A 17,289-nucleotide genomic window follows, 5' to 3' on the forward strand; every position below is an offset into this window, starting at 1 on the left:
GCGGGGTGGTGGGCGACGGAGGAGGAGGCGGCTGGATCGCGTCCATCACCATGTCGGCGATCTCATCCGACGACGAGCTGCTCACCGGGCCGGGCGCCGGCGCGGGACTCGGCGCCGCCGCAGCGATGCCACCGGCCACCGCGAGCGCACCGAACGCAGTCGCGACCCCCAGTGCGCGAGTCCACATGGTCTTCCCCTCCGAGAACGTCTGCAGCCAAGCTAACAGCACTCCATTTCCCCTGCCTGGCAGTACTACCCTTCGAGATCTCGGGGCAGAGAGTGAAAGGGGCAATACCGTGTTGAAGGGATTCAAGGAGTTTCTCTCCCGCGGCAACATCGTCGACCTGTCGGTCGCGGTGGTGATCGGCACCGCGTTCACCGCGCTGGTCACCAAATTCACCGAAAGCATCATCCAGCCACTGATCAGCCGGATCGGCGCGGGGAAGGATACGAGTTACGGCCTCCTGCGTATCGGGATCGGCGGTGGGCAGGCCATCGACCTGAACATCCTGCTGTCGGCGTTGATCAACTTCGTCCTGGTGGCGGCCGTGGTGTATTTCTTCGTCGTCGTGCCCTACAACCGGCTTCGGAAGAAGGGCGAGGTCGAGCAGGCCGGCGATACCGAGTTGAGCCTGTTGACCGAGATTCGCGACCTGCTGGCCGATGCCGGGGGCGCGCCGAAGAAGACCACCGGCCCGGGTACCGGTCCGAGCCCTGACACCGCAGAGATGACGAGCGCCGACAAAGACTGACGACGGGCGAACAAAACAAAACGGCCCCCGGCGTGAGCCGGGGGCCGTTTTGTTGACGTGCCAAGGAGTTAGTTCATGTTCCAGGGTTCGCCGTAGGTGGTGACGCTGTCGCCGGCCTTGGAGATCAGGCGGGCGAAGGGGCGCAGCAGCACGCCGCCGGCCGCGCCGGTGACGGTGCCGTGGGCGTTGGCCACCGCGACCGAACCGTTGGGGCCCGAGACGTCGACGGAGAACGTGGCGACTTCCTGGATACCGGGGCCGTTGCCCAGGTCAGCGGAGATCGACACACCCGGGAACAGGTTCGGGGTGATCACCGAACCGAGCGGGTTGAAGCCCGTCGGGGAGATGTTGGCGTCGTCGAGCAGGATGTTGGGGGTGGTGTAGCTGAAGTTGATGCCCACACCCAGCGACCACGGGAAGCCCACCTGGTAGCCCAGCTCCAAGGTGCCCGCGAACTCATCGGCACCCGGGCCGACCACGCTGTAGACAGCCTTGCCGGAGTGGAACCACTCCCGGGTCAGCCGGTTGCGGTCCAACGGGAACACCCCATTGAGGAAGGTGTCCCACTGCTGCACCGTCATCGTCCGGCCACCGCCGTCGACCAGACTCAGCTCATTATCCAAACCCGCGTGCGAGGTACCTGTCCCGACGAACAACGCCGCGACGGCAGCGATCATCGCCACCAGTACCCGACCGATTACCTTCATGTTCTCCCTAGCTATGTCGACGGCTGACCCAAGGGCTAACCGAGTGTGTTTTCGTGCTCGGGTCACAACATGCTGACACCGCCCACGGCGCACAGCAGTTCAATGAGAGTCCCTCACACACCGCTCTTACGCTCTGCTCATCGTTGACACGAGGAACATAACGGGATGACATCGGGGCGGCAACGCATAGCGTCGCCGTGTGCCGAACCGGTGTTTGCGCGGGGAAGTTTGCTGGAAAGAAAGCCCCGGTTAACCGGGAACTGAATCCGTTGAGCGGAAACGGGCTCGAATCGGGCGCGCATGCGGTCTGAACGGAGCCGCCGGCCAACTTCGCGGGACGCCCCGACCTGCCGATCACCACCTGCTGATCATCCGCCGTGGTGCGGCGGGACGTTGTCCCGCAACCACTCGTCCCGGTCGTCGCGGTCGCGATGTGAGTCCGGGTCGCGCTCGTCGGAGGACTCCTGAGGCAACTCGGAACCGAAAATCTTGTTAACTGCGATTCGGTTCTCGCGCGGACTCCCCATCACAGGAACCGAAGATTGTGATAAAGATCACAATCTTGATATTTGTGCAGTTCACAGGCTGTTAACACAACGCCTCCAACCCCGGTAGTGATGCCCGTAATTGACGTTACGCCGCGGTAATAATCGCCCGTCGGCGCGCCGGGTGGAGCTTGCTTAGATCTCGAGGCTGGACAGCTCGCCGATGACATGTGTCGCCAGCGGGTTCAGCGTCGCCATACCGTCGCGGACCGCGTACCGAGAGCCTGCGATGTTGACGACCAATGTGCTGCCGGAAATCCCGGCCAGACCGCGCGACAGGCCCGCGTCGGTGATTCCCGCGGACAGCCCGGACGCACGCAATGCCTCGGAGATGCCGAGCAGTTCACGGTCGAGGATCGTCCTGGTGGCTTCCGGCGTCACGTCGCGGGGAGTCACACCCGTACCACCCACCGACACCACGAGGTCGACACCGCCGATCACCGCGGTGTTCAGCGCGTTCCGGATCTCGACCTCATCGGCGGATACCGCCACCACGCCGTCGACCACGAAACCCGCCTCGGCGAGCAGTTCGGTGACCAACGGTCCGCTGTGGTCCTCCTCATCGCCGTGGGCCGTGCGGTCGTCGACGACGACGACAAGCGCACGCCCCACCAGCTCCCCTGGCTGTTCCATGGATGTCACCGTATATCTGCCCTGCGACAGCGCGGCAGCCGCACCACTGGCCGTCATGGGATGTTCACCCACCACCCGGATCATTGCGCGGCCTTTCCGAGCGTGACCTGCACCGTGCGGTCCGCCCCCGACGGGTCCTTGTACGTCAGCGTCACCTGATCCCCGGGTGCTCGTGACCGGACCGCGGCGACCAGAGCGTCGGCGCTGCCGATCACCCGGTCGTCGACCTTGGTCACCACGACGCCATTGGGCAGTCCGGCGGCCGCGGCCGCGCCGCCCTTGCTGACATCGACGATCTTCGCTCCGTGTGTCGTGGTGTCATTGCTGACCTGGACACCCAGCGACGCGTGAGTGGCCGTGCCGGTGCTGATCAGTTCGTCGGCGATCCGTTTGGCCTGGTCGACCGGGATTGCGAAGCCCAGTCCGATCGAACCGCTCTGAGCGTCGGGCGAATCGCCGCCCATCGTCGCGATCGCCGAGTTCACTCCCACGAGCTCGCCGCTCATGTTCACCAGCGCACCACCCGAGTTGCCCGGGTTGATCGCGGCATCGGTCTGAATGGCGTCGAGCACCGTGTTCTGGTTGTTGGTGTCGCCACCGGTGGCGACCGGGCGGTTCAACGCGCTGACGATGCCGGTGGTGACCGTGCCCTCCAGGCCGAGCGGTGAACCGACCGCCACCACGTCCTGGCCGACCCGCAGGTTGGCCGACGACCCGAGGCTGATGGGCGTCAGACCGGACACTCCCTGGGCCCGGACGACTGCGATGTCACTGGCCGGGTCGGTACCCACGACGGTGAAGGGTGCGGTGCGACCGTCGGCGAACGTCACCGTGGTGGTCGGCGCACCGCCAGGACCCGCACTGGGACCGCCGGACGGCGGAGTCCCCGGGCCACCCGGCGCGAGCGGGATACCCGGCAGGCCGGGGATGTTCGGCGCGGCCGGCGCCGGACCGCCACCCTTGGCGGCCGCGACGACATGGTTGTTGGTCAGGATGAGCCCGTCGGAGGACAGGATGATGCCCGATCCCTCTTCGGACTGACGGCCGAACTCGGTCTCCAACTTGACGACGCTGGGGACCACCTTGGCCGCAACCTGCTCGACCGATCCCACCGGCAGGCTGGCCGCAGGCACGTTGGCTCCCGCCTTGGGCGAACCTCCGAGCCCCGAGCCGACGGTCTGATGATCTGGATGCGCCAGCAGCACCACACCGCCACCGATTCCAGCCGAGACGATCGCGATCGCCAGCGCGCCTGCCACCAGTGCCCCGGCGCGCGAGCGAGGGCGCGGCGGCATCGGAGCGTAGCCCACCGCTGTCGGCGGATTCCCTTGGCGCGCAGCCTGATACGGGTCATACGGTTGCCGGTATTGCTGCTGGTGCGACTGGGTGGCATAGCGCCAGTCATACGGCTGCTGATAACCGGCGGTCCTCGGCTGGGGTGAATACCCCGGCGCCGCAGGCTGATTCGGCCCGGGGGGCCCGGGCTGCTGCGGCGGCGAATACCTCGAATGGTCGGTCATGTCGTCAGGTCGCTCTTCCTGTTCACAAAATGCTCAAAACTGCTGCCCACAGCTTGCCTTGCACTACTGAGAATCGACTGAGATAACACTCGGTCCAACGTTGGGTTTTTTCTCATGAAATCGGCGATCGCCATTGGTCCTGGCCATTTTGGCCGCGTTTTCGCTTTCGGCTGAATCGTCGGAGTACGCCTCGGGGATGATCGGCAGGCCCGGCAGCAGGACGAAGAACGACGTGCCCGGCGGCTGTCCGCCCGGAACCGTTTCTCCGATGCGGATCATGCCTCCATGTTTGACCACGACCTGTTTGACGATCGCCAGGCCCAGCCCGGAGCCCGGCATCGCCCGCGCCGACGCCGACCGGTAGAACCGCTCGAACACCAGCCCGCGTTCCTGCGGTGGGATTCCGGGCCCGTAATCGGACACCACGAGCTCGGCGTGCGCGGCGTCCACCTGACGGAGCCGGACGCCGACGTGCGCGCCCGACGGGCTCCACTTGGCCGCGTTGTCAAGCAGATTGACCACCGCCCGCGACAATCCGGCCGGATCCCCGTAGACCTGCCATCCGACGACGTCGACGTCGAACTGGACATCGTTGCGGCGCCTGCGCGCCCGCTCCAGACTGCGGTCGACGATATCGCTCAGATCGACCGCCTCGTGGACCAGTCCGCCGGCGTCCTCGCGGGTCAGGTCGACGAGATCGCCTACCAGCGTGGACAATTCCTCGATCTGACCGATCACGTCGGTGCGCAGGTCGGCCATCTCGCTCTCCGGCAGCCGCGGAGCACCCGGCTTCATCGAGGCCATCAGCAGCTCAACGTTGGTTCGCAGTGAGGTCAGCGGCGTGCGCAGCTCGTGTCCGGCATCAGCGACCAGCCTGGCCTGCCGCTCCCGCGATTCGGTCAGCGCACGCAGCATCGTGTTGAACGTCTCGGTGAGCCTGGCGAGTTCGTCGCTACCGAAGACCGGGATGGGACGGAGGTCGTCGGTTCGCGCCACCCGTTCGGCGGCCTCGGTGAGCCGGGCCACCGGGCGCAAACCGGTGCGCGCCACCATCCCGCCGGCGATCGCCGCGACCACCACGCCGATGCCACCCACGGCCAGCAGGACCCATTTCAGCTTGGTCATCACCGCGTTGGTCGGCGCCAGGCTCTTGGAGATCAGCAGCGATCGGTTGTCGGGGAGATGAACCGCGAGCACCCGCTGGTTGCCGACGGTGCGGCGAGACATCAACAACTCGCCGTTGATGACGGATTTCTCCGGCTCCCCGACGGGTAGTTTCTGGCCTTGCTGGTTGGCGGTGTAGGTCGAGCGACCCGGGTTCACCAACATCGCGTTGACGTCGGAGTACGCGGTGCCCTCAATGGCCTTACCGGGGTCGGCGGCCAGGGAACCGCTCGCGATGAGCAGGCTCGCGCGGCTCTGGAGTTGGTTGTCGATGTCGGTGTAGAGCGCGGCGGACACCACGGCATACACCGCGACCGCCATCAGCACCACGACCATGGCCACCATCGACATGGCCAGCAGCATCACCCGCCATCGCAATGACAACGATGACGTCGGCTCTTCCGGCGCCCGCTCAGCCCGCGCGCGCCGCCTCAGTGGTGACATCAGGGCGGTGTCTCACGCAGCACATAGCCCACACCCCGCACGGTGTGGATCAGCCGCGGCTCTCCTTCCGCTTCGGTCTTTCGGCGTAGGTAGCCGACATATACCTCCAGCGCATTGCCCGAGGTCGGGAAGTCGAAACCCCACACCTCCTCGAGAATGCGGCTGCGGGTGAGCACTCGGCGCGGATTCGCGATCAGCATCTCCAGCAACGCGAACTCGGTGCGGGTCAAGCTGATGGCGCGTTTGCCGCGATGCACCTCGCGGGTCACCGGATCCAGCGTCAGATCGCCGAACGTCATCACCGCGGAATCGGACTGCTCCTCGGGGCCGGTCCGGCGCAACAGCGCGCGCATCCGGGCCAGCAACTCTTCGAGGGCGAACGGCTTTGGCAGATAGTCATCGGCCCCGGCGTCCAGGCCGGCCACCCGCTCGGACACCGAGTCGCGTGCGGTCAGAACCAGGATCGGGAGATCGTCGCCCGTACTGCGCAGCTGCCGACAAACTTCGAGACCGTCGAGGCGGGGCATCATCACATCGAGCACAAGCGCATCGGGCCGGTCATTGGCGATCGCGTCGAGAGCTTCGACCCCGTCCTGCGCCAGGTCCACGGAATATCCGTTGAACGACAGCGACCGGCGGAGCGACTCGCGCACAGCGCGATCATCATCAACGACAAGTATTCGCACAGCCACAGTCTCAACCCAACGCCTGAGATAGGCCTGAGAGGCACGCCGCGCGAGCAGGCAATTCGCGACCGGCGAACGGCGTCAGCGCTTGTCGAGATCGATCAGTCCGAGGCGCGCGGCCTTGAGCAACCGGCGGGGAACCTTGTGCTGGCGACCGCCGACGGAAACGTTGACCAGACCGGTGGCCTCGGCCTTCCACTGCGCGCGCCGACTGCGGGTGTTCGCGCGCGACATTCTGCGCTTGGGCACAGCCATGACGTGCTTCTCCTTGATCAGGGGTGTCGCCGCGCAGAGACTCTGACATGCCGGCGGCCAACAATTGCATCTCAGGATAGCCGCTCACCTGCGTCGGCTCCAAAACACCCGGGACGAGTGACCTCAACCCTTGACGGGGAACCGGCGGTCCCAAGTAACCTACCGGTTGGTTGGTCTGGCGGGCAGGAGCGGAGCGACCCGGGATCGGGTGCAATGAAGGGAAGACAGCGCGCGTGGCAGATGCGGTGCGGATCGGTAACTGTTCCGGCTTCTATGGTGACCGCCTCGGCGCTATGCGCGAGATGCTCACCGGCGGCGACCTCGACTACCTGACCGGCGACTACCTGGCCGAGCTCACAATGCTCATCCTGGGCCGGGACAAGATGAAGAATCCGGAGCGTGGCTACGCCAAGACATTCCTGACCCAACTCGAGGAATGCCTCGGACTCGCCCACGAACGCGGGGTCCGCATCGTCGCCAACGCCGGCGGCCTCAACCCGGCCGGGTTGGCCGATGCAGTTCGCGGGCTGGCCGAGCGGCTGGGCATTCCGGCAAAGGTCGCCTACGTCGAAGGCGACGACCTTCTCCCCCGCGCGGCCGACCTCGGTTTGGGTTCACCGCTGACGGCCAACGCCTACCTGGGCGCGTGGGGCATCGTCGACTGCCTGCAGGCCGGGGCAGACATCGTGGTCACCGGCCGGGTCACCGACGCGTCGGTGGTGGTCGGCCCGGCTGCGGCGCACTTCGGCTGGAACCGCGCCGACTATGACCGGCTGGCGGGTGCGGTCGTCGCCGGCCACGTCATCGAATGCGGAGCGCAGGCCACCGGAGGCAACTACTCCTTCTTCACCGAGATCGCCGACCTGGGCCATGCCGGCTTCCCGCTGGCCGAAGTCCACGCCGACGGTTCCTCGGTGATCACCAAACACCCCGGGACCGGCGGGCAGGTCAGCGTCGGCACCGTCACCGCGCAGCTGCTCTACGAGATCGGCGGCACCCGCTACGCCAACCCCGACGTGACCGCCCGGTTCGACACGATCGCGCTGTCCGGCGACGGCCCCGACCGCGTCCGCATCAGCGGCGTGCGCGGTGAGCCGCCGCCCCCGACGCTGAAGGTCTCGCTGAACAGCATCGGCGGGTTCCGCAACGCGGTGACGTTCGTGCTCACCGGGTTGGACATCGAGGCCAAGGCCGCCCTGGTGCGCAGTCAACTGGAGTCGGCCCTGCGCGTGAAGCCCGCGGAGATGGGCTGGACGCTGGCCCGCACCGACCACCCCGACGCCGATACCGAAGAGGCGGCCAGCGCACTGCTGACCTGTGTCGTGCGCGACTCGGATCCCAAGACCGTGGGGCGCCAATTCTCCTCGGCTGCAGTCGAACTCGCGCTGGCCTCTTACCCGGGCTTCACCTCGACAGCACCGCCGGGCGACGGGCAGGTCTACGGCGTGTTCACCGCAGGCTACGTGCCCGCGAGCGAGGTCGAGCAGGTCGCCGTGCGACCGGACGGCAGCCGCGCCGAGATCGAAGCCGCGGCGACGACGGTGGAACTCGCCGACGTCGAGCCGGCCGCGTTGCCCGAACCACTGGCGCCCGGACCGGTGCGTCGCGTGCCGCTGGGCACGATCGCCGGTGCGCGTAGCGGCGACAAGGGCGGCGCCGCCAATGTAGGTGTGTGGGTACGCACCGACGAGCAGTGGCGCTGGCTCGCCCATGCGCTGACCGCCGACATGCTGCGTGAATTACTTCCCGAGACAGCACATCTCGCGATCACTCGGCATCTGCTGCCGAACCTGCGGGCGGTCAATTTCGTCATCGACGGCATCCTCGGACAGGGTGTCGCGTATCAAGCGCGATTCGACCCGCAGGCCAAAGGTCTCGGCGAATGGCTGCGCAGCCGTCACATCGACATCCCGGAAGAGATTCTGTGAACATCTGGAACACCCCCGAACGCCAGCAGCTGCGCAAGACGGTGCGCAGCTTCGCCGAACGCGAGATCCTGCCGCACATCGAGGAGTGGGAGCGTGCCGGGGAACTCCCCCGCGACCTGCACCGGCGCGCCGCAGCCGCCGGCCTGTTGGGCGCCGACCTCCCCGAGTCGGTCGGCGGGGGCGGTGGAGACGCTGCGGACTCACTGATCATCTGCGAGGAATTGCACGAATCCGGCACGCCCGGAGGCGTTTTCGCCTCGCTGTTCACCTGCGGAATCGCGGTTCCGCACATGGCCGCCACCGGTGACGAGCGGTTGATCGAGACATTCGTGCGGCCGACGCTGCGCGGCGAACTGATCGGATCGCTGGCGATCACCGAACCCGGCGGCGGCTCCGATGTCGGCCACCTGCGGACCACAGCCACCCGAGCCGGTGACGAGTTCGTGGTCAACGGTTCCAAGACCTACATCACGTCCGGCGTGCGGGCCGACTACGTCGTCACCGCCGTGCGCACCGGCGGCACCGAATTGCCCGGGGCGGCAGGCGTTTCGCTTCTCGTCGTCGAGAAGGGCACACCGGGCTTCGACGTCACCCGGCGGCTGGACAAGATGGGCTGGCGCTCCTCCGACACCGCCGAGCTGTCCTATACCGACGCCCGCGTTCCTGCGGTCAACCTCGTCGGCGCCGAGCACACCGGCTTCGCGCAGATCGCGCAGGCTTTCGTCTCCGAACGCATCGGCCTGGCGGCTCAGGCATATTCGTCGGCACAGCGCTGCCTGGACCTGACTCTGCAATGGTGCCGGGACCGCGAGACGTTCGGCAGGCCGCTGATCTCCCGGCAGGCCGTGCAGAACACACTGGCCGAGATGGCGCGGCGCATCGACGTGGCACGGGTGTATTCACGCAGTGTCGTGGAACGGCAGATGGCCGGCGAGACCAACTTGATCGCGGAGGTGTGCTTCGCGAAGAACACCGCGGTGGAAACCGGCGAGTGGGTGGCGCACCAAGCGGTTCAGCTCTTCGGAGGGATGGGGTACATGACCGAGTGCGAGGTCGAACGCCAATACCGGGACATGCGAATCCTGGGTATCGGCGGCGGAACAACCGAAATCCTCACCGGCCTGGCCGCCAAGGCACTTGGATACCAGGCATGACCCGGCTCACGAGCACCATCGACCCGACGGCGCCAACCTATGTCGAGGCGGCCGAGGCGATGAGTGCCAAGCTCGCCGAAATCGACGGCGAGCTGGCCAAGGCACTGGCCGGCGGCGGGCCCAAGTACGTCGACCGGCACCACGCCCGCGGCAAGCTGACCGCCCGCGAACGCATCGAACTACTCGTCGACCCCGATTCGCCGTTCCTCGAACTGTGCCCACTGGCCGCATACGGCAGCGACTTTCAGGTTGGCGCCAGCTTGGTGACCGGTATCGGAGTAGTGGAAGGCGTCGAGTGCCTACTGGTCGCCAACGACCCGACCGTCAAGGGCGGCACCAGTAATCCCTGGACGCTGAAGAAGATTCTGCGGGCCAACCAGGTGGCCTTCGAGAACCGGCTGCCGGTGATCTCACTGGTGGAGTCCGGCGGTGCGGATCTGCCCACTCAGAAAGAGATCTTCATCCCGGGTGGCCAGATGTTCCGCGACCTGACCCGGCTGTCCGCGGCGGGCATCCCGACGATCGCGCTGGTGTTCGGCAACTCCACCGCCGGCGGCGCCTACATCCCCGGCATGTCCGATCACGTGGTGATGATCAAGGAACGTTCCAAGGTGTTCCTGGCCGGGCCACCGCTGGTCAAAATGGCCACCGGCGAGGAGTCCGACGACGAGTCCCTCGGCGGCGCCGAAATGCACGCCAGGGTATCGGGTTTGGGCGATTACCTGGCCGTCGACGAAGTCGATGCCATCCGGATCGGCCGGCGCATCGTGGCCCGGCTGAACTGGACCAAACAGGGCCCGGCACCACGCCCGGTCGTCCCGCCGCTCGCCGACCCCGACGAGCTGCTGGGCATCGTGTCTGCCGATCTGCGCATCCCGTTCGATCCTCGTGAGGTGATCGCGCGCATCGTCGACGGCTCGGATTTCGATGAGTTCAAAGCCATGTACGGACCGTCCCTGGTGACCGGGTGGGCGACCCTGCACGGCTACCCGGTGGGCATCCTGGCCAACGCCCGCGGCGTGCTGTTCAGCGAAGAGTCGCAGAAAGCCACCCAGTTCATCCAGCTGGCCAACCGGTCCAACACGCCACTGTTGTTCCTGCACAACACGACCGGTTACATGGTCGGCAAGGCATACGAGGAAGGCGGGATGATCAAGCACGGCTCGATGATGATCAACGCCGTATCCAACTCGCGGGTCCCGCACATCTCCCTGCTGATCGGCGCCTCCTATGGGGCCGGGCACTACGGCATGTGCGGCCGCGCCTACGACCCCCGCTTCCTGTTCGCCTGGCCCAGCGCCAAATCCGCGGTGATGGGCGGTGCCCAGCTGGCCGGCGTGCTGTCCATCGTCAACCGCGCGGCCACCGAAGCCCGCGGTGGCGTCGTTGACGACGCCGCCGATGCTTCTCTGCGCGAAGCCGTCGAAAAACAGATCGAAGCCGAGTCGCTGCCGATGTTCCTGTCCGGCCGCATCTACGACGACGGGGTGATCGATCCGCGTGACACCCGCACCGTCCTGGGAATGTGTTTGTCCGCCATAGCCAATGCGCCGATCGAGGGGACGTCGAACTTCGGCGTCTTCCGGATGTGAGGGCCCACCCATGATCACACGAGTTCTGGTCGCCAACCGCGGCGAGATCGCCCGCCGCGTGTTCGCCACCTGCCGACGGCTCGGCATCGGCACGGTGGCCGTCTACACCGACCCGGACGTCGACGCACCCCACGTCGCCGAGGCTGACGCCCGGGTCCGTCTCGAGGGCAACAACGGTTACCTCGACACCGCCCAAATCATCGCAGCCGCGCAGGCCTCGGGCGCGGACGCGATCCATCCCGGCTACGGATTCCTTTCCGAGAACGCCGATTTCGCGAAGGCCGTCCTCGACGCCGGTCTGGTCTGGATCGGGCCGCCGGTGGCCGCCGTCGCGTCGATGGGCTCGAAAATCGAGGCGAAGAAGATGATGGCCGCCGCCGGCGTGCCGGTTCTCGACGAGCTCGACCCCGCCACCGTCACCGCATCCCAGCTGCCGGTCCTGGTGAAGGCGTCGGCCGGTGGCGGAGGCCGCGGCATGCGGGTGGTGTCCGAACTGGCCGATCTGGCCGGTCAGGTCGAGGCCGCCCAGCGCGAGGCCCAGTCGGCGTTCGGCGACCCGACGGTGTTCTGCGAGCGGTACCTCGCAGGAGGCCACCACGTCGAGGTCCAGGTACTGGCCGACGAGCATGGCACGGTCTGGGCGGTCGGCGAGCGCGAGTGCTCGATTCAGCGTCGGCATCAGAAGATCATCGAGGAGGCCCCCTCCCCGCTGGTCGAATGCGTTGCGGGGATGCGGGAGCGGCTGTTTGACGCCGCCCGGCTGGCCGCCGGCGCGATCGGCTACACCGGTGCCGGGACCGTGGAGTTCCTGGCCGACGACGAGGGCGAGTTCTACTTCCTGGAGATGAACACCCGGCTTCAGGTCGAACATCCGGTCACCGAGCTCACCACCGGTCTCGACCTCGTCGAGCTGCAGCTGGCGGTGGCCGACGGCGAGCGGCTCGGCGCACAGCCCCCGGCCGCACGCGGACACGCCATCGAGGCGCGCATCTATGCCGAGGATCCCGCCAAAAACTGGCAGCCCCAGGCGGGGCGCATTCATCAGTTCGACGTGCCCGGTGTGACAACGGCTTTCGGCCTGGTCGCCGGTACCGGTGTCCGGCTGGACTCCGGCATCGACGGCCAGGCAACGGTGTCGATCCATTACGACCCGATGCTGGCCAAGGTGATCTCGTTCGCCCCCACCCGACAGCGCGCCGCCCAGGTGCTCGCCGCCGCACTGGCCGGTGCGCGACTGCACGGCATCCGCACCAACCGCGACCTGCTCGTCAATGTCCTTCGCCACCAGCATTTCCTGGACGGCGCCACCGACACCGCCTTCTTCGACACCCACGGCCTGGCCGACTTGGCCCGCCCACTGGCCGATGATCGTGCGACGCGGCTCTCGGCAGTCGCCGCCGCGCTGGCCGACAGCGCCCATAATCGCGCCGGCGCACGGGTATTGGGCGAGATCCCCAGCGGCTGGCGCAACGTCGTGTCGGGCAATCAGGTCAAGACCTACTCGGCCGGCGAGCGGGAACACCAGGTCAGCTATCGGTTCACCCGAGACGGGGTGGTGCTGCCCGACGATTCCGCTGTGACTGTGCTGTCGACGCAGCCCGGCCAGGTCGTGCTGGCCGACGACGCGGGGGTCGCCACCGCGTTCAATGTGAGCCGTTACGGTGCCGAGGTATTCGTCGACTCACCGCTGGGCTCGGTCGCGTTGACCGCCGTGCCCAGATTCCCGGAACCGGGCTCGGCCGTCGAGAAGGGCTCGTTGCTGGCACCCATGCCCGGCGCGGTGATTCGGCTCGGCGCGGCACTGGGTGACACGGTCACGCTCGGTCAGCCACTGGTGTGGCTGGAGGCGATGAAGATGGAACACACGATCACCGCACCCGCCGATGGCGTGGTGACCCAACTGGAGGTCAGCGTCGGCCAGCAGGTCGACGTGGGGACCGTCCTTGCGCGGGTGGAGAGCCAGAACGAAACAGAAGGAGAGCTGTGAATTCCTTGAGGACCGACACCGGCTTCATCGAGAGTGCCGAACGCCAGGAGCTTCGCAAGGCGGTCGCCGCGATGGCGGCGAGCTACGGCTCGGACTACTACCTGGCCATGGCCCGCGCCGGCGAGCACACCGACGAATTGTGGGCCGAGGCGGCCAAACTCGGCTTCGTCGGAGTCAACCTTCCCGAGGAGTACGGCGGCGGCGGCGCAGGCATGTACGAGCTGTCCCTGGTGATGGAGGAAATGGCCGCCAACGGTTGCGCCCTGTTGATGCTGGTGGTGTCGCCGGCGATCAACGGCACCATCATCAGCAAGTTCGGCACCGACGACCAGAAGAAGCGTTGGCTGCCCGGCATCGCCGACGGATCCATCACGATGGCGTTCGCCATCACCGAACCCGACGCCGGCTCGAACTCGCACAAGATCACCACCACCGCGCGCCGCGACGGCAGCGATTGGGTCCTGTCCGGGCAAAAGGTCTACATCTCCGGCGTCGACCAGGCGCAGGCCGTGCTGGTCGTCGGCCGCACTGAAGAGGCGAAGACCGGCAACCTCAAGCCGGCGTTGTTCATCGTGCCGACCGACACCCCCGGGTTCACCTTCACCAAGATCGACATGGAGATCGTCAGCCCGGAAAGCCAGTTCCAGGTGTTCATCGACGATGTCCGGCTGCCCGCGGATGCCCTCGTCGGTTCGGAAGACGCCGCGATCGCGCAGCTGTTCGCCGGTCTGAACCCGGAACGGATCATGGGTGCGGCCAACGCGATCGGTGCGGGCCGCCACGTGCTCGGCAAGGCGGCCGAGTACGTCAAGACCCGTCAGGTGTGGAAGACACCGATCGGTGCACATCAGGGCATTGCACATCCATTGGCGCAGAACTACATCGAGATCGAACTGGCCAAGCTGATGATGCAGAAGGCGGCCGCGCTCTACGACGCCGGTGATGACTTCGGTGCAGCAGAGGCGGCCAACATGGCGAAGTACGCCGCGGGCGAGGCGTCCACCAAGGCCGTCGATCAGGCTGTGCAGTCCCTCGGCGGCAACGGGCTCACCAAGGAGTACGGCGTCGCCTCGATGCTCACCGCGTCCCGTCTCGCGCGCATCGCCCCGGTCAGCCGGGAGATGATCCTGAACTTCGTCGCCCAGACGTCGCTCGGCCTGCCCCGGTCGTACTGATGAACCGGCTCGTCACCTACGCCGTCGACGGCCACGTCGCCCGGCTCACGCTCGACTCCCCGCACAACCGCAATGCGCTGTCCACCCGGCTGGTGGAGCAGTTGCACGCCGGACTGCGTGAGGCGGCCGCCGACCCGGCGGTGCGGACCGTGGTGCTGGGTCACACCGGCGGCACGTTCTGTGCCGGTGCCGATCTGAGCGAAGCATCCGACGGGGACCCGTTCGCGGCCACCGCCGCTCGGGGCCGCGAAATGGCGGCGCTGCTGCGGGCGATCGTCGAATCACCGATGCCGGTGGTGGCGGCCATCGACGGTCACGTCCGGGCCGGCGGTCTCGGGCTGGTGGGGGCGTGTGACATCGCGGTCGCAGGCCCGCGTAGCACGTTCGCACTGACCGAGGCGCGCATCGGTGTGGCCCCGGCTGTCATTTCTTTGACCCTGCTGCCGAAGATGACGGCACGCGCGGCGGCCCGCTACTACCTCACAGGTGAGACGTTCACCGCACCGACAGCCGCCGAGATCGGCGTGATCACGCTGGCCGCCGACGACCTGGACACGACGATCGCAGGCATCGTGGCCGACCTCGGCCGCGGCTCGCCGCAGGGGCTGGCGGCATCGAAAGCGCTGACCACGGCCGATGTCCTGGCCCGTTTCGACCGCGATGCCGAAGAGTTGGCGAACGAATCGGCGCGCTTGTTCGTCTCCGAGGAAGCCCACGAAGGGATGCTCGCGTTTCTGCAGAAACGTCCGCCGCGCTGGCTGCGATAACACCGGCGTGAGAGAACAGCGAACACTCTTGCGGTTGCCGGTCAGAGTCGTACCCTCGTAAGCGATGAGCAACTTGACACCGCGGGACGCATCGACGCGGGCTGCTGACACAGACCGCATCCAGGTTGCCCAATTGCTCACCGAGGCCGCCTCTCGTGGGCGCTTGGCGCTCAGCGAATACGAGCAGCGATTGGCGAAGGCCTACGCCGCGCAGACCTATGAGGACCTCGATCGACTCACCGAGGACTTACCGGAGGCCGCCGACGCCTCGAATCGGCGCGGTGCATCGAGTCCAGCGCCCAAGACGCTTCTGCTGGCGATCCTCAGCGGGTTCGAGCGCCGTGGCCGATGGAATGTTCCCGGCCGGATCACGACCTTCACCTTGTTCGGCGGTGGCGTTGTCGACTTGCGCTACGCCGACTTCACGTCAGCGAACGTGGAGATCCACGCGTATTCGATCATGGGCGGCCAGACCATCCTGCTGCCGCCCGAGATCAATGTGGAGGTCCACGGGGTCGGCGTGATGGGTGGCTTCGACCATGACGTCGACGGCCCGGGTACGCCGGGTGCGCCGAAGGTCACCATCCGCGGCTTCTCGTTGTGGGGCGGTGTCGGCGTCAAACGCAAGAACCGCAAGCCCAACGCCCCCGAGTCCCGCTGACCGCTCCGCAAACAACTTCGGCCCCTTCCGAATCGGAAGGGGCCGAAGTTGTTTGTGCGGGTGTTACTTCGAGCTGCCGCTCGAGCCCGAGCTGCTCGACGACGAGCCCGAGGACGAGGACGAGGACGAATCGCTCGACGAGCTGGACTCCGACTTGGTCTTCTTGCCACCGCTGAGCGCATCCGAGATCCGCTTGCCGATCTTGGCGAGCGGGTTCTGCGGCTTGGCCGGCTTGGTGGTGGGCTTGGTCGACGACGTCGGCGCCTTGGGGGCCACGGTGCCGGTCGACTTCGCGGGGGTGGTGGCGCTGTCGTCCGTCGACGTGGTGGTGTCGGTCGACGACGTGGTGTCGGTCGACGTGGTGTCGGTCGAGGTGCCGGCCTCGGTTGTCGAACCGGTGGTCTCGGTCTCGGTCGTCGTGCCGGTGGGCTCGGTCTCGGTCTCGGTCTTGACCTCCGCGGCCACCGTCGACTTGGCGGGGGACTTCGCGGCCGCGGACGATGCCGTGGTGCTGAGGCCGGCCGCGGACTTCACCGCGGTCTCGAGTCCCTTGATGTCGTTCTGAATGGTCGTCGCTGCCGCGCTGACCGCTCCGGCCAGTGCCGCGCCCGAGGGTGCACCGGGCAGGTTGTCCGAGATGGACGTCGCGACGTAGGCCAGGATCGCCGACAGCCCGTTGGTGCTGTAGCTGAAGCCGGCGCCGGTGGTGGGGTTGTAATCCGGGGTCTGCCCGTAGAAGAACAGGCTGGCCAGGATGCCGCCGCCGAGCTTGACCGGGCCGAGATCGAACGTCGGGACCAGCTGCGCGGCCGACGAGACGATCGAGTTGATGACGTTCGGGATGCCGTAGTAGAACGTCGCCTGCGCGGCCTGGAAGATCGGCGAGCTGGTGCCGAAGAGCTCACCGGCGCCCACGTACGGAATCGACGGGAAGCCGACCTCGAAGAAGTAGTTGTCGAGGTCGAAGCCGGGGAGGAACGTCTCGGCGGCGTTGTCGACCAGGTAGTACAAGACACCCGACGCGCCGCTGACGTAGACGTCGCTCACACCCGGGTAGTAGGTGTTGTCGGCCTGGATGTAGCCGCCCCAGCCGAACCAGTAGGCGTCGTTGATGCCCTGGATGGTGATGTCGGTGATCGCCGTCAGCTCGTACTTGGCCGTCGACAGCGGCAGCGGGGTGGAGGCACCCAGCGCGATGTCGTGAGTCGGAAGGTACGCCGGTGCGGCGGCGACGATGGCGGCGGCACTGGCCAGTGCCGCGCCGGTCATCAGGAAAGGCCGAGTCCTTGACGCCATTGCTAATTCCCCTTGTTGGTGCG

The 17,289-nt window shown here is 66.9% G+C and carries 16 protein-coding genes and 1 pseudogene; 8 read left to right on the top strand and 9 right to left on the bottom strand.

The genetic code is table 11. The features are described from left to right. Positions 1–187 (bottom strand): annotated as a pseudogene (locus tag BST42_RS09760) (DUF6777 domain-containing protein); the annotation flags it as partial. Between the two features lie 109 nt (positions 188–296). On the opposite strand from BST42_RS09760, the gene mscL reads away from it, so the two are divergent. Further along, positions 297–752 carry a large-conductance mechanosensitive channel protein MscL gene (gene mscL, locus BST42_RS09765; protein ID WP_083118406.1) on the top strand — a complete coding sequence of 152 codons (456 nt, stop codon included), beginning with the start codon at positions 297–299 and terminating at the stop codon, positions 750–752. Positions 753–820: 68 nt separating this feature from the next. Here the strand turns inward: mscL and mspA are convergent, their stop codons facing one another. From mspA to rpmF, 7 genes are all read right to left on the bottom strand, one after another. Then, positions 821–1,459, bottom strand: a complete 639-nt coding sequence (gene mspA / locus BST42_RS09770; protein WP_036341019.1) for a porin MspA — start codon at positions 1,457–1,459, stop codon at positions 821–823. A gap of 368 nt (positions 1,460–1,827) precedes the next feature. After that, complete coding sequence (locus BST42_RS29585; RefSeq protein ID WP_165760823.1) at positions 1,828–1,986, bottom strand: hypothetical protein; 159 nt, start codon at positions 1,984–1,986, stop codon at positions 1,828–1,830. Positions 1,987–2,139: 153 nt separating this feature from the next. Further along, a complete protein-coding gene (locus tag BST42_RS09775; protein WP_083118827.1) occupies positions 2,140–2,694 on the bottom strand; it encodes a MogA/MoaB family molybdenum cofactor biosynthesis protein in 555 nt (184 codons plus the stop codon). A gap of 23 nt (positions 2,695–2,717) precedes the next feature. Then, complete coding sequence (locus BST42_RS09780) at positions 2,718–4,157, bottom strand: S1C family serine protease (RefSeq protein WP_083118407.1); 1,440 nt, start codon at positions 4,155–4,157, stop codon at positions 2,718–2,720. 63 nt (positions 4,158–4,220) lie between these two features. Next, the gene (locus tag BST42_RS09785) at positions 4,221–5,765 is read right to left on the bottom strand and encodes a HAMP domain-containing sensor histidine kinase (RefSeq protein ID WP_083118408.1); all 1,545 of its coding nucleotides are present in this window, start codon (positions 5,763–5,765) and stop codon (positions 4,221–4,223) included. Further along, a complete protein-coding gene (locus BST42_RS09790; protein WP_036346178.1) occupies positions 5,765–6,451 on the bottom strand; it encodes a response regulator transcription factor in 687 nt (228 codons plus the stop codon). Before BST42_RS09790 ends, BST42_RS09785 begins: the two co-directional genes overlap by 1 nt. An 81-nt stretch (positions 6,452–6,532) precedes the next feature. Further along, positions 6,533–6,706 carry a 50S ribosomal protein L32 gene (rpmF, locus tag BST42_RS09795; protein WP_005139771.1) on the bottom strand — a complete coding sequence of 58 codons (174 nt, stop codon included), beginning with the start codon at positions 6,704–6,706 and terminating at the stop codon, positions 6,533–6,535. Positions 6,707–6,951: 245 nt separating this feature from the next. On the opposite strand from rpmF, the gene BST42_RS09800 reads away from it, so the two are divergent. The 7 genes from BST42_RS09800 to BST42_RS09830 all read left to right on the top strand — a co-directional run bounded on the left by BST42_RS09800 (position 6,952) and on the right by BST42_RS09830 (position 15,970). Next, the gene (locus tag BST42_RS09800) at positions 6,952–8,634 is read left to right on the top strand and encodes an acyclic terpene utilization AtuA family protein (RefSeq protein WP_083118828.1); all 1,683 of its coding nucleotides are present in this window, start codon (positions 6,952–6,954) and stop codon (positions 8,632–8,634) included. After that, on the top strand, positions 8,631–9,788 hold the full coding sequence (locus BST42_RS09805) for an acyl-CoA dehydrogenase family protein (protein WP_083118409.1): 1,158 nt from the start codon (positions 8,631–8,633) through the stop codon (positions 9,786–9,788). Before BST42_RS09800 ends, BST42_RS09805 begins: the two co-directional genes overlap by 4 nt. Then, a complete protein-coding gene (locus tag BST42_RS09810) occupies positions 9,785–11,380 on the top strand; it encodes an acyl-CoA carboxylase subunit beta (protein WP_083118410.1) in 1,596 nt (531 codons plus the stop codon). Before BST42_RS09805 ends, BST42_RS09810 begins: the two co-directional genes overlap by 4 nt. 10 nt (positions 11,381–11,390) lie before the next feature. Further along, complete coding sequence (locus tag BST42_RS09815) at positions 11,391–13,367, top strand: acetyl/propionyl/methylcrotonyl-CoA carboxylase subunit alpha (RefSeq protein WP_083118411.1); 1,977 nt, start codon at positions 11,391–11,393, stop codon at positions 13,365–13,367. Between the two features lie 5 nt (positions 13,368–13,372). Beyond that, positions 13,373–14,542 (top strand): acyl-CoA dehydrogenase family protein, encoded by a 1,170-nt coding sequence (locus tag BST42_RS09820; RefSeq protein WP_264048384.1) that lies wholly within the window; start codon positions 13,373–13,375, stop codon positions 14,540–14,542. Next, a complete protein-coding gene (locus tag BST42_RS09825; protein ID WP_083118413.1) occupies positions 14,542–15,309 on the top strand; it encodes an enoyl-CoA hydratase family protein in 768 nt (255 codons plus the stop codon). The genes BST42_RS09820 and BST42_RS09825 overlap by 1 nt, the downstream gene beginning before the upstream one ends. 64 nt (positions 15,310–15,373) lie before the next feature. Then, entirely contained in the window at positions 15,374–15,970 is a 597-nt protein-coding gene (locus BST42_RS09830; RefSeq protein ID WP_083118414.1) for a DUF1707 SHOCT-like domain-containing protein, read from the top strand. 63 nt (positions 15,971–16,033) lie between these two features. Here BST42_RS09830 and BST42_RS09835 read toward each other — a convergent pair whose 3' ends face one another. Further along, on the bottom strand, positions 16,034–17,239 hold the full coding sequence (locus tag BST42_RS09835) for a hypothetical protein (protein ID WP_083118415.1): 1,206 nt from the start codon (positions 17,237–17,239) through the stop codon (positions 16,034–16,036). Between the last annotated feature and the right edge of the window lie 50 nt (positions 17,240–17,289).

Source organism: Mycolicibacterium rhodesiae, assembly GCF_002086695.1.
Lineage (GTDB): Bacteria > Actinomycetota > Actinomycetes > Mycobacteriales > Mycobacteriaceae > Mycobacterium > Mycobacterium rhodesiae.

Coding starts and splice junctions, on each gene's coding strand:
- BST42_RS09780 (WP_083118407.1), bottom strand. CDS start 4,157: ATGACCGACCATTCGAGGTATTCGCCGCCGCAGCAGCCCGGGCCCCCC.
- mspA (WP_036341019.1), bottom strand. CDS start 1,459: ATGAAGGTAATCGGTCGGGTACTGGTGGCGATGATCGCTGCCGTCGCG.
- BST42_RS09815 (WP_083118411.1), top strand. CDS start 11,391: ATGATCACACGAGTTCTGGTCGCCAACCGCGGCGAGATCGCCCGCCGC.
- rpmF (WP_005139771.1), bottom strand. CDS start 6,706: ATGGCTGTGCCCAAGCGCAGAATGTCGCGCGCGAACACCCGCAGTCGG.
- BST42_RS09775 (WP_083118827.1), bottom strand. CDS start 2,694: ATGACGGCCAGTGGTGCGGCTGCCGCGCTGTCGCAGGGCAGATATACG.
- BST42_RS09810 (WP_083118410.1), top strand. CDS start 9,785: ATGACCCGGCTCACGAGCACCATCGACCCGACGGCGCCAACCTATGTC.
- BST42_RS09825 (WP_083118413.1), top strand. CDS start 14,542: ATGAACCGGCTCGTCACCTACGCCGTCGACGGCCACGTCGCCCGGCTC.
- BST42_RS09835 (WP_083118415.1), bottom strand. CDS start 17,239: ATGACCGGCGCGGCACTGGCCAGTGCCGCCGCCATCGTCGCCGCCGCA.
- BST42_RS09785 (WP_083118408.1), bottom strand. CDS start 5,765: ATGTCACCACTGAGGCGGCGCGCGCGGGCTGAGCGGGCGCCGGAAGAG.
- BST42_RS29585 (WP_165760823.1), bottom strand. CDS start 1,986: ATGGGGAGTCCGCGCGAGAACCGAATCGCAGTTAACAAGATTTTCGGT.
- BST42_RS09830 (WP_083118414.1), top strand. CDS start 15,374: ATGAGCAACTTGACACCGCGGGACGCATCGACGCGGGCTGCTGACACA.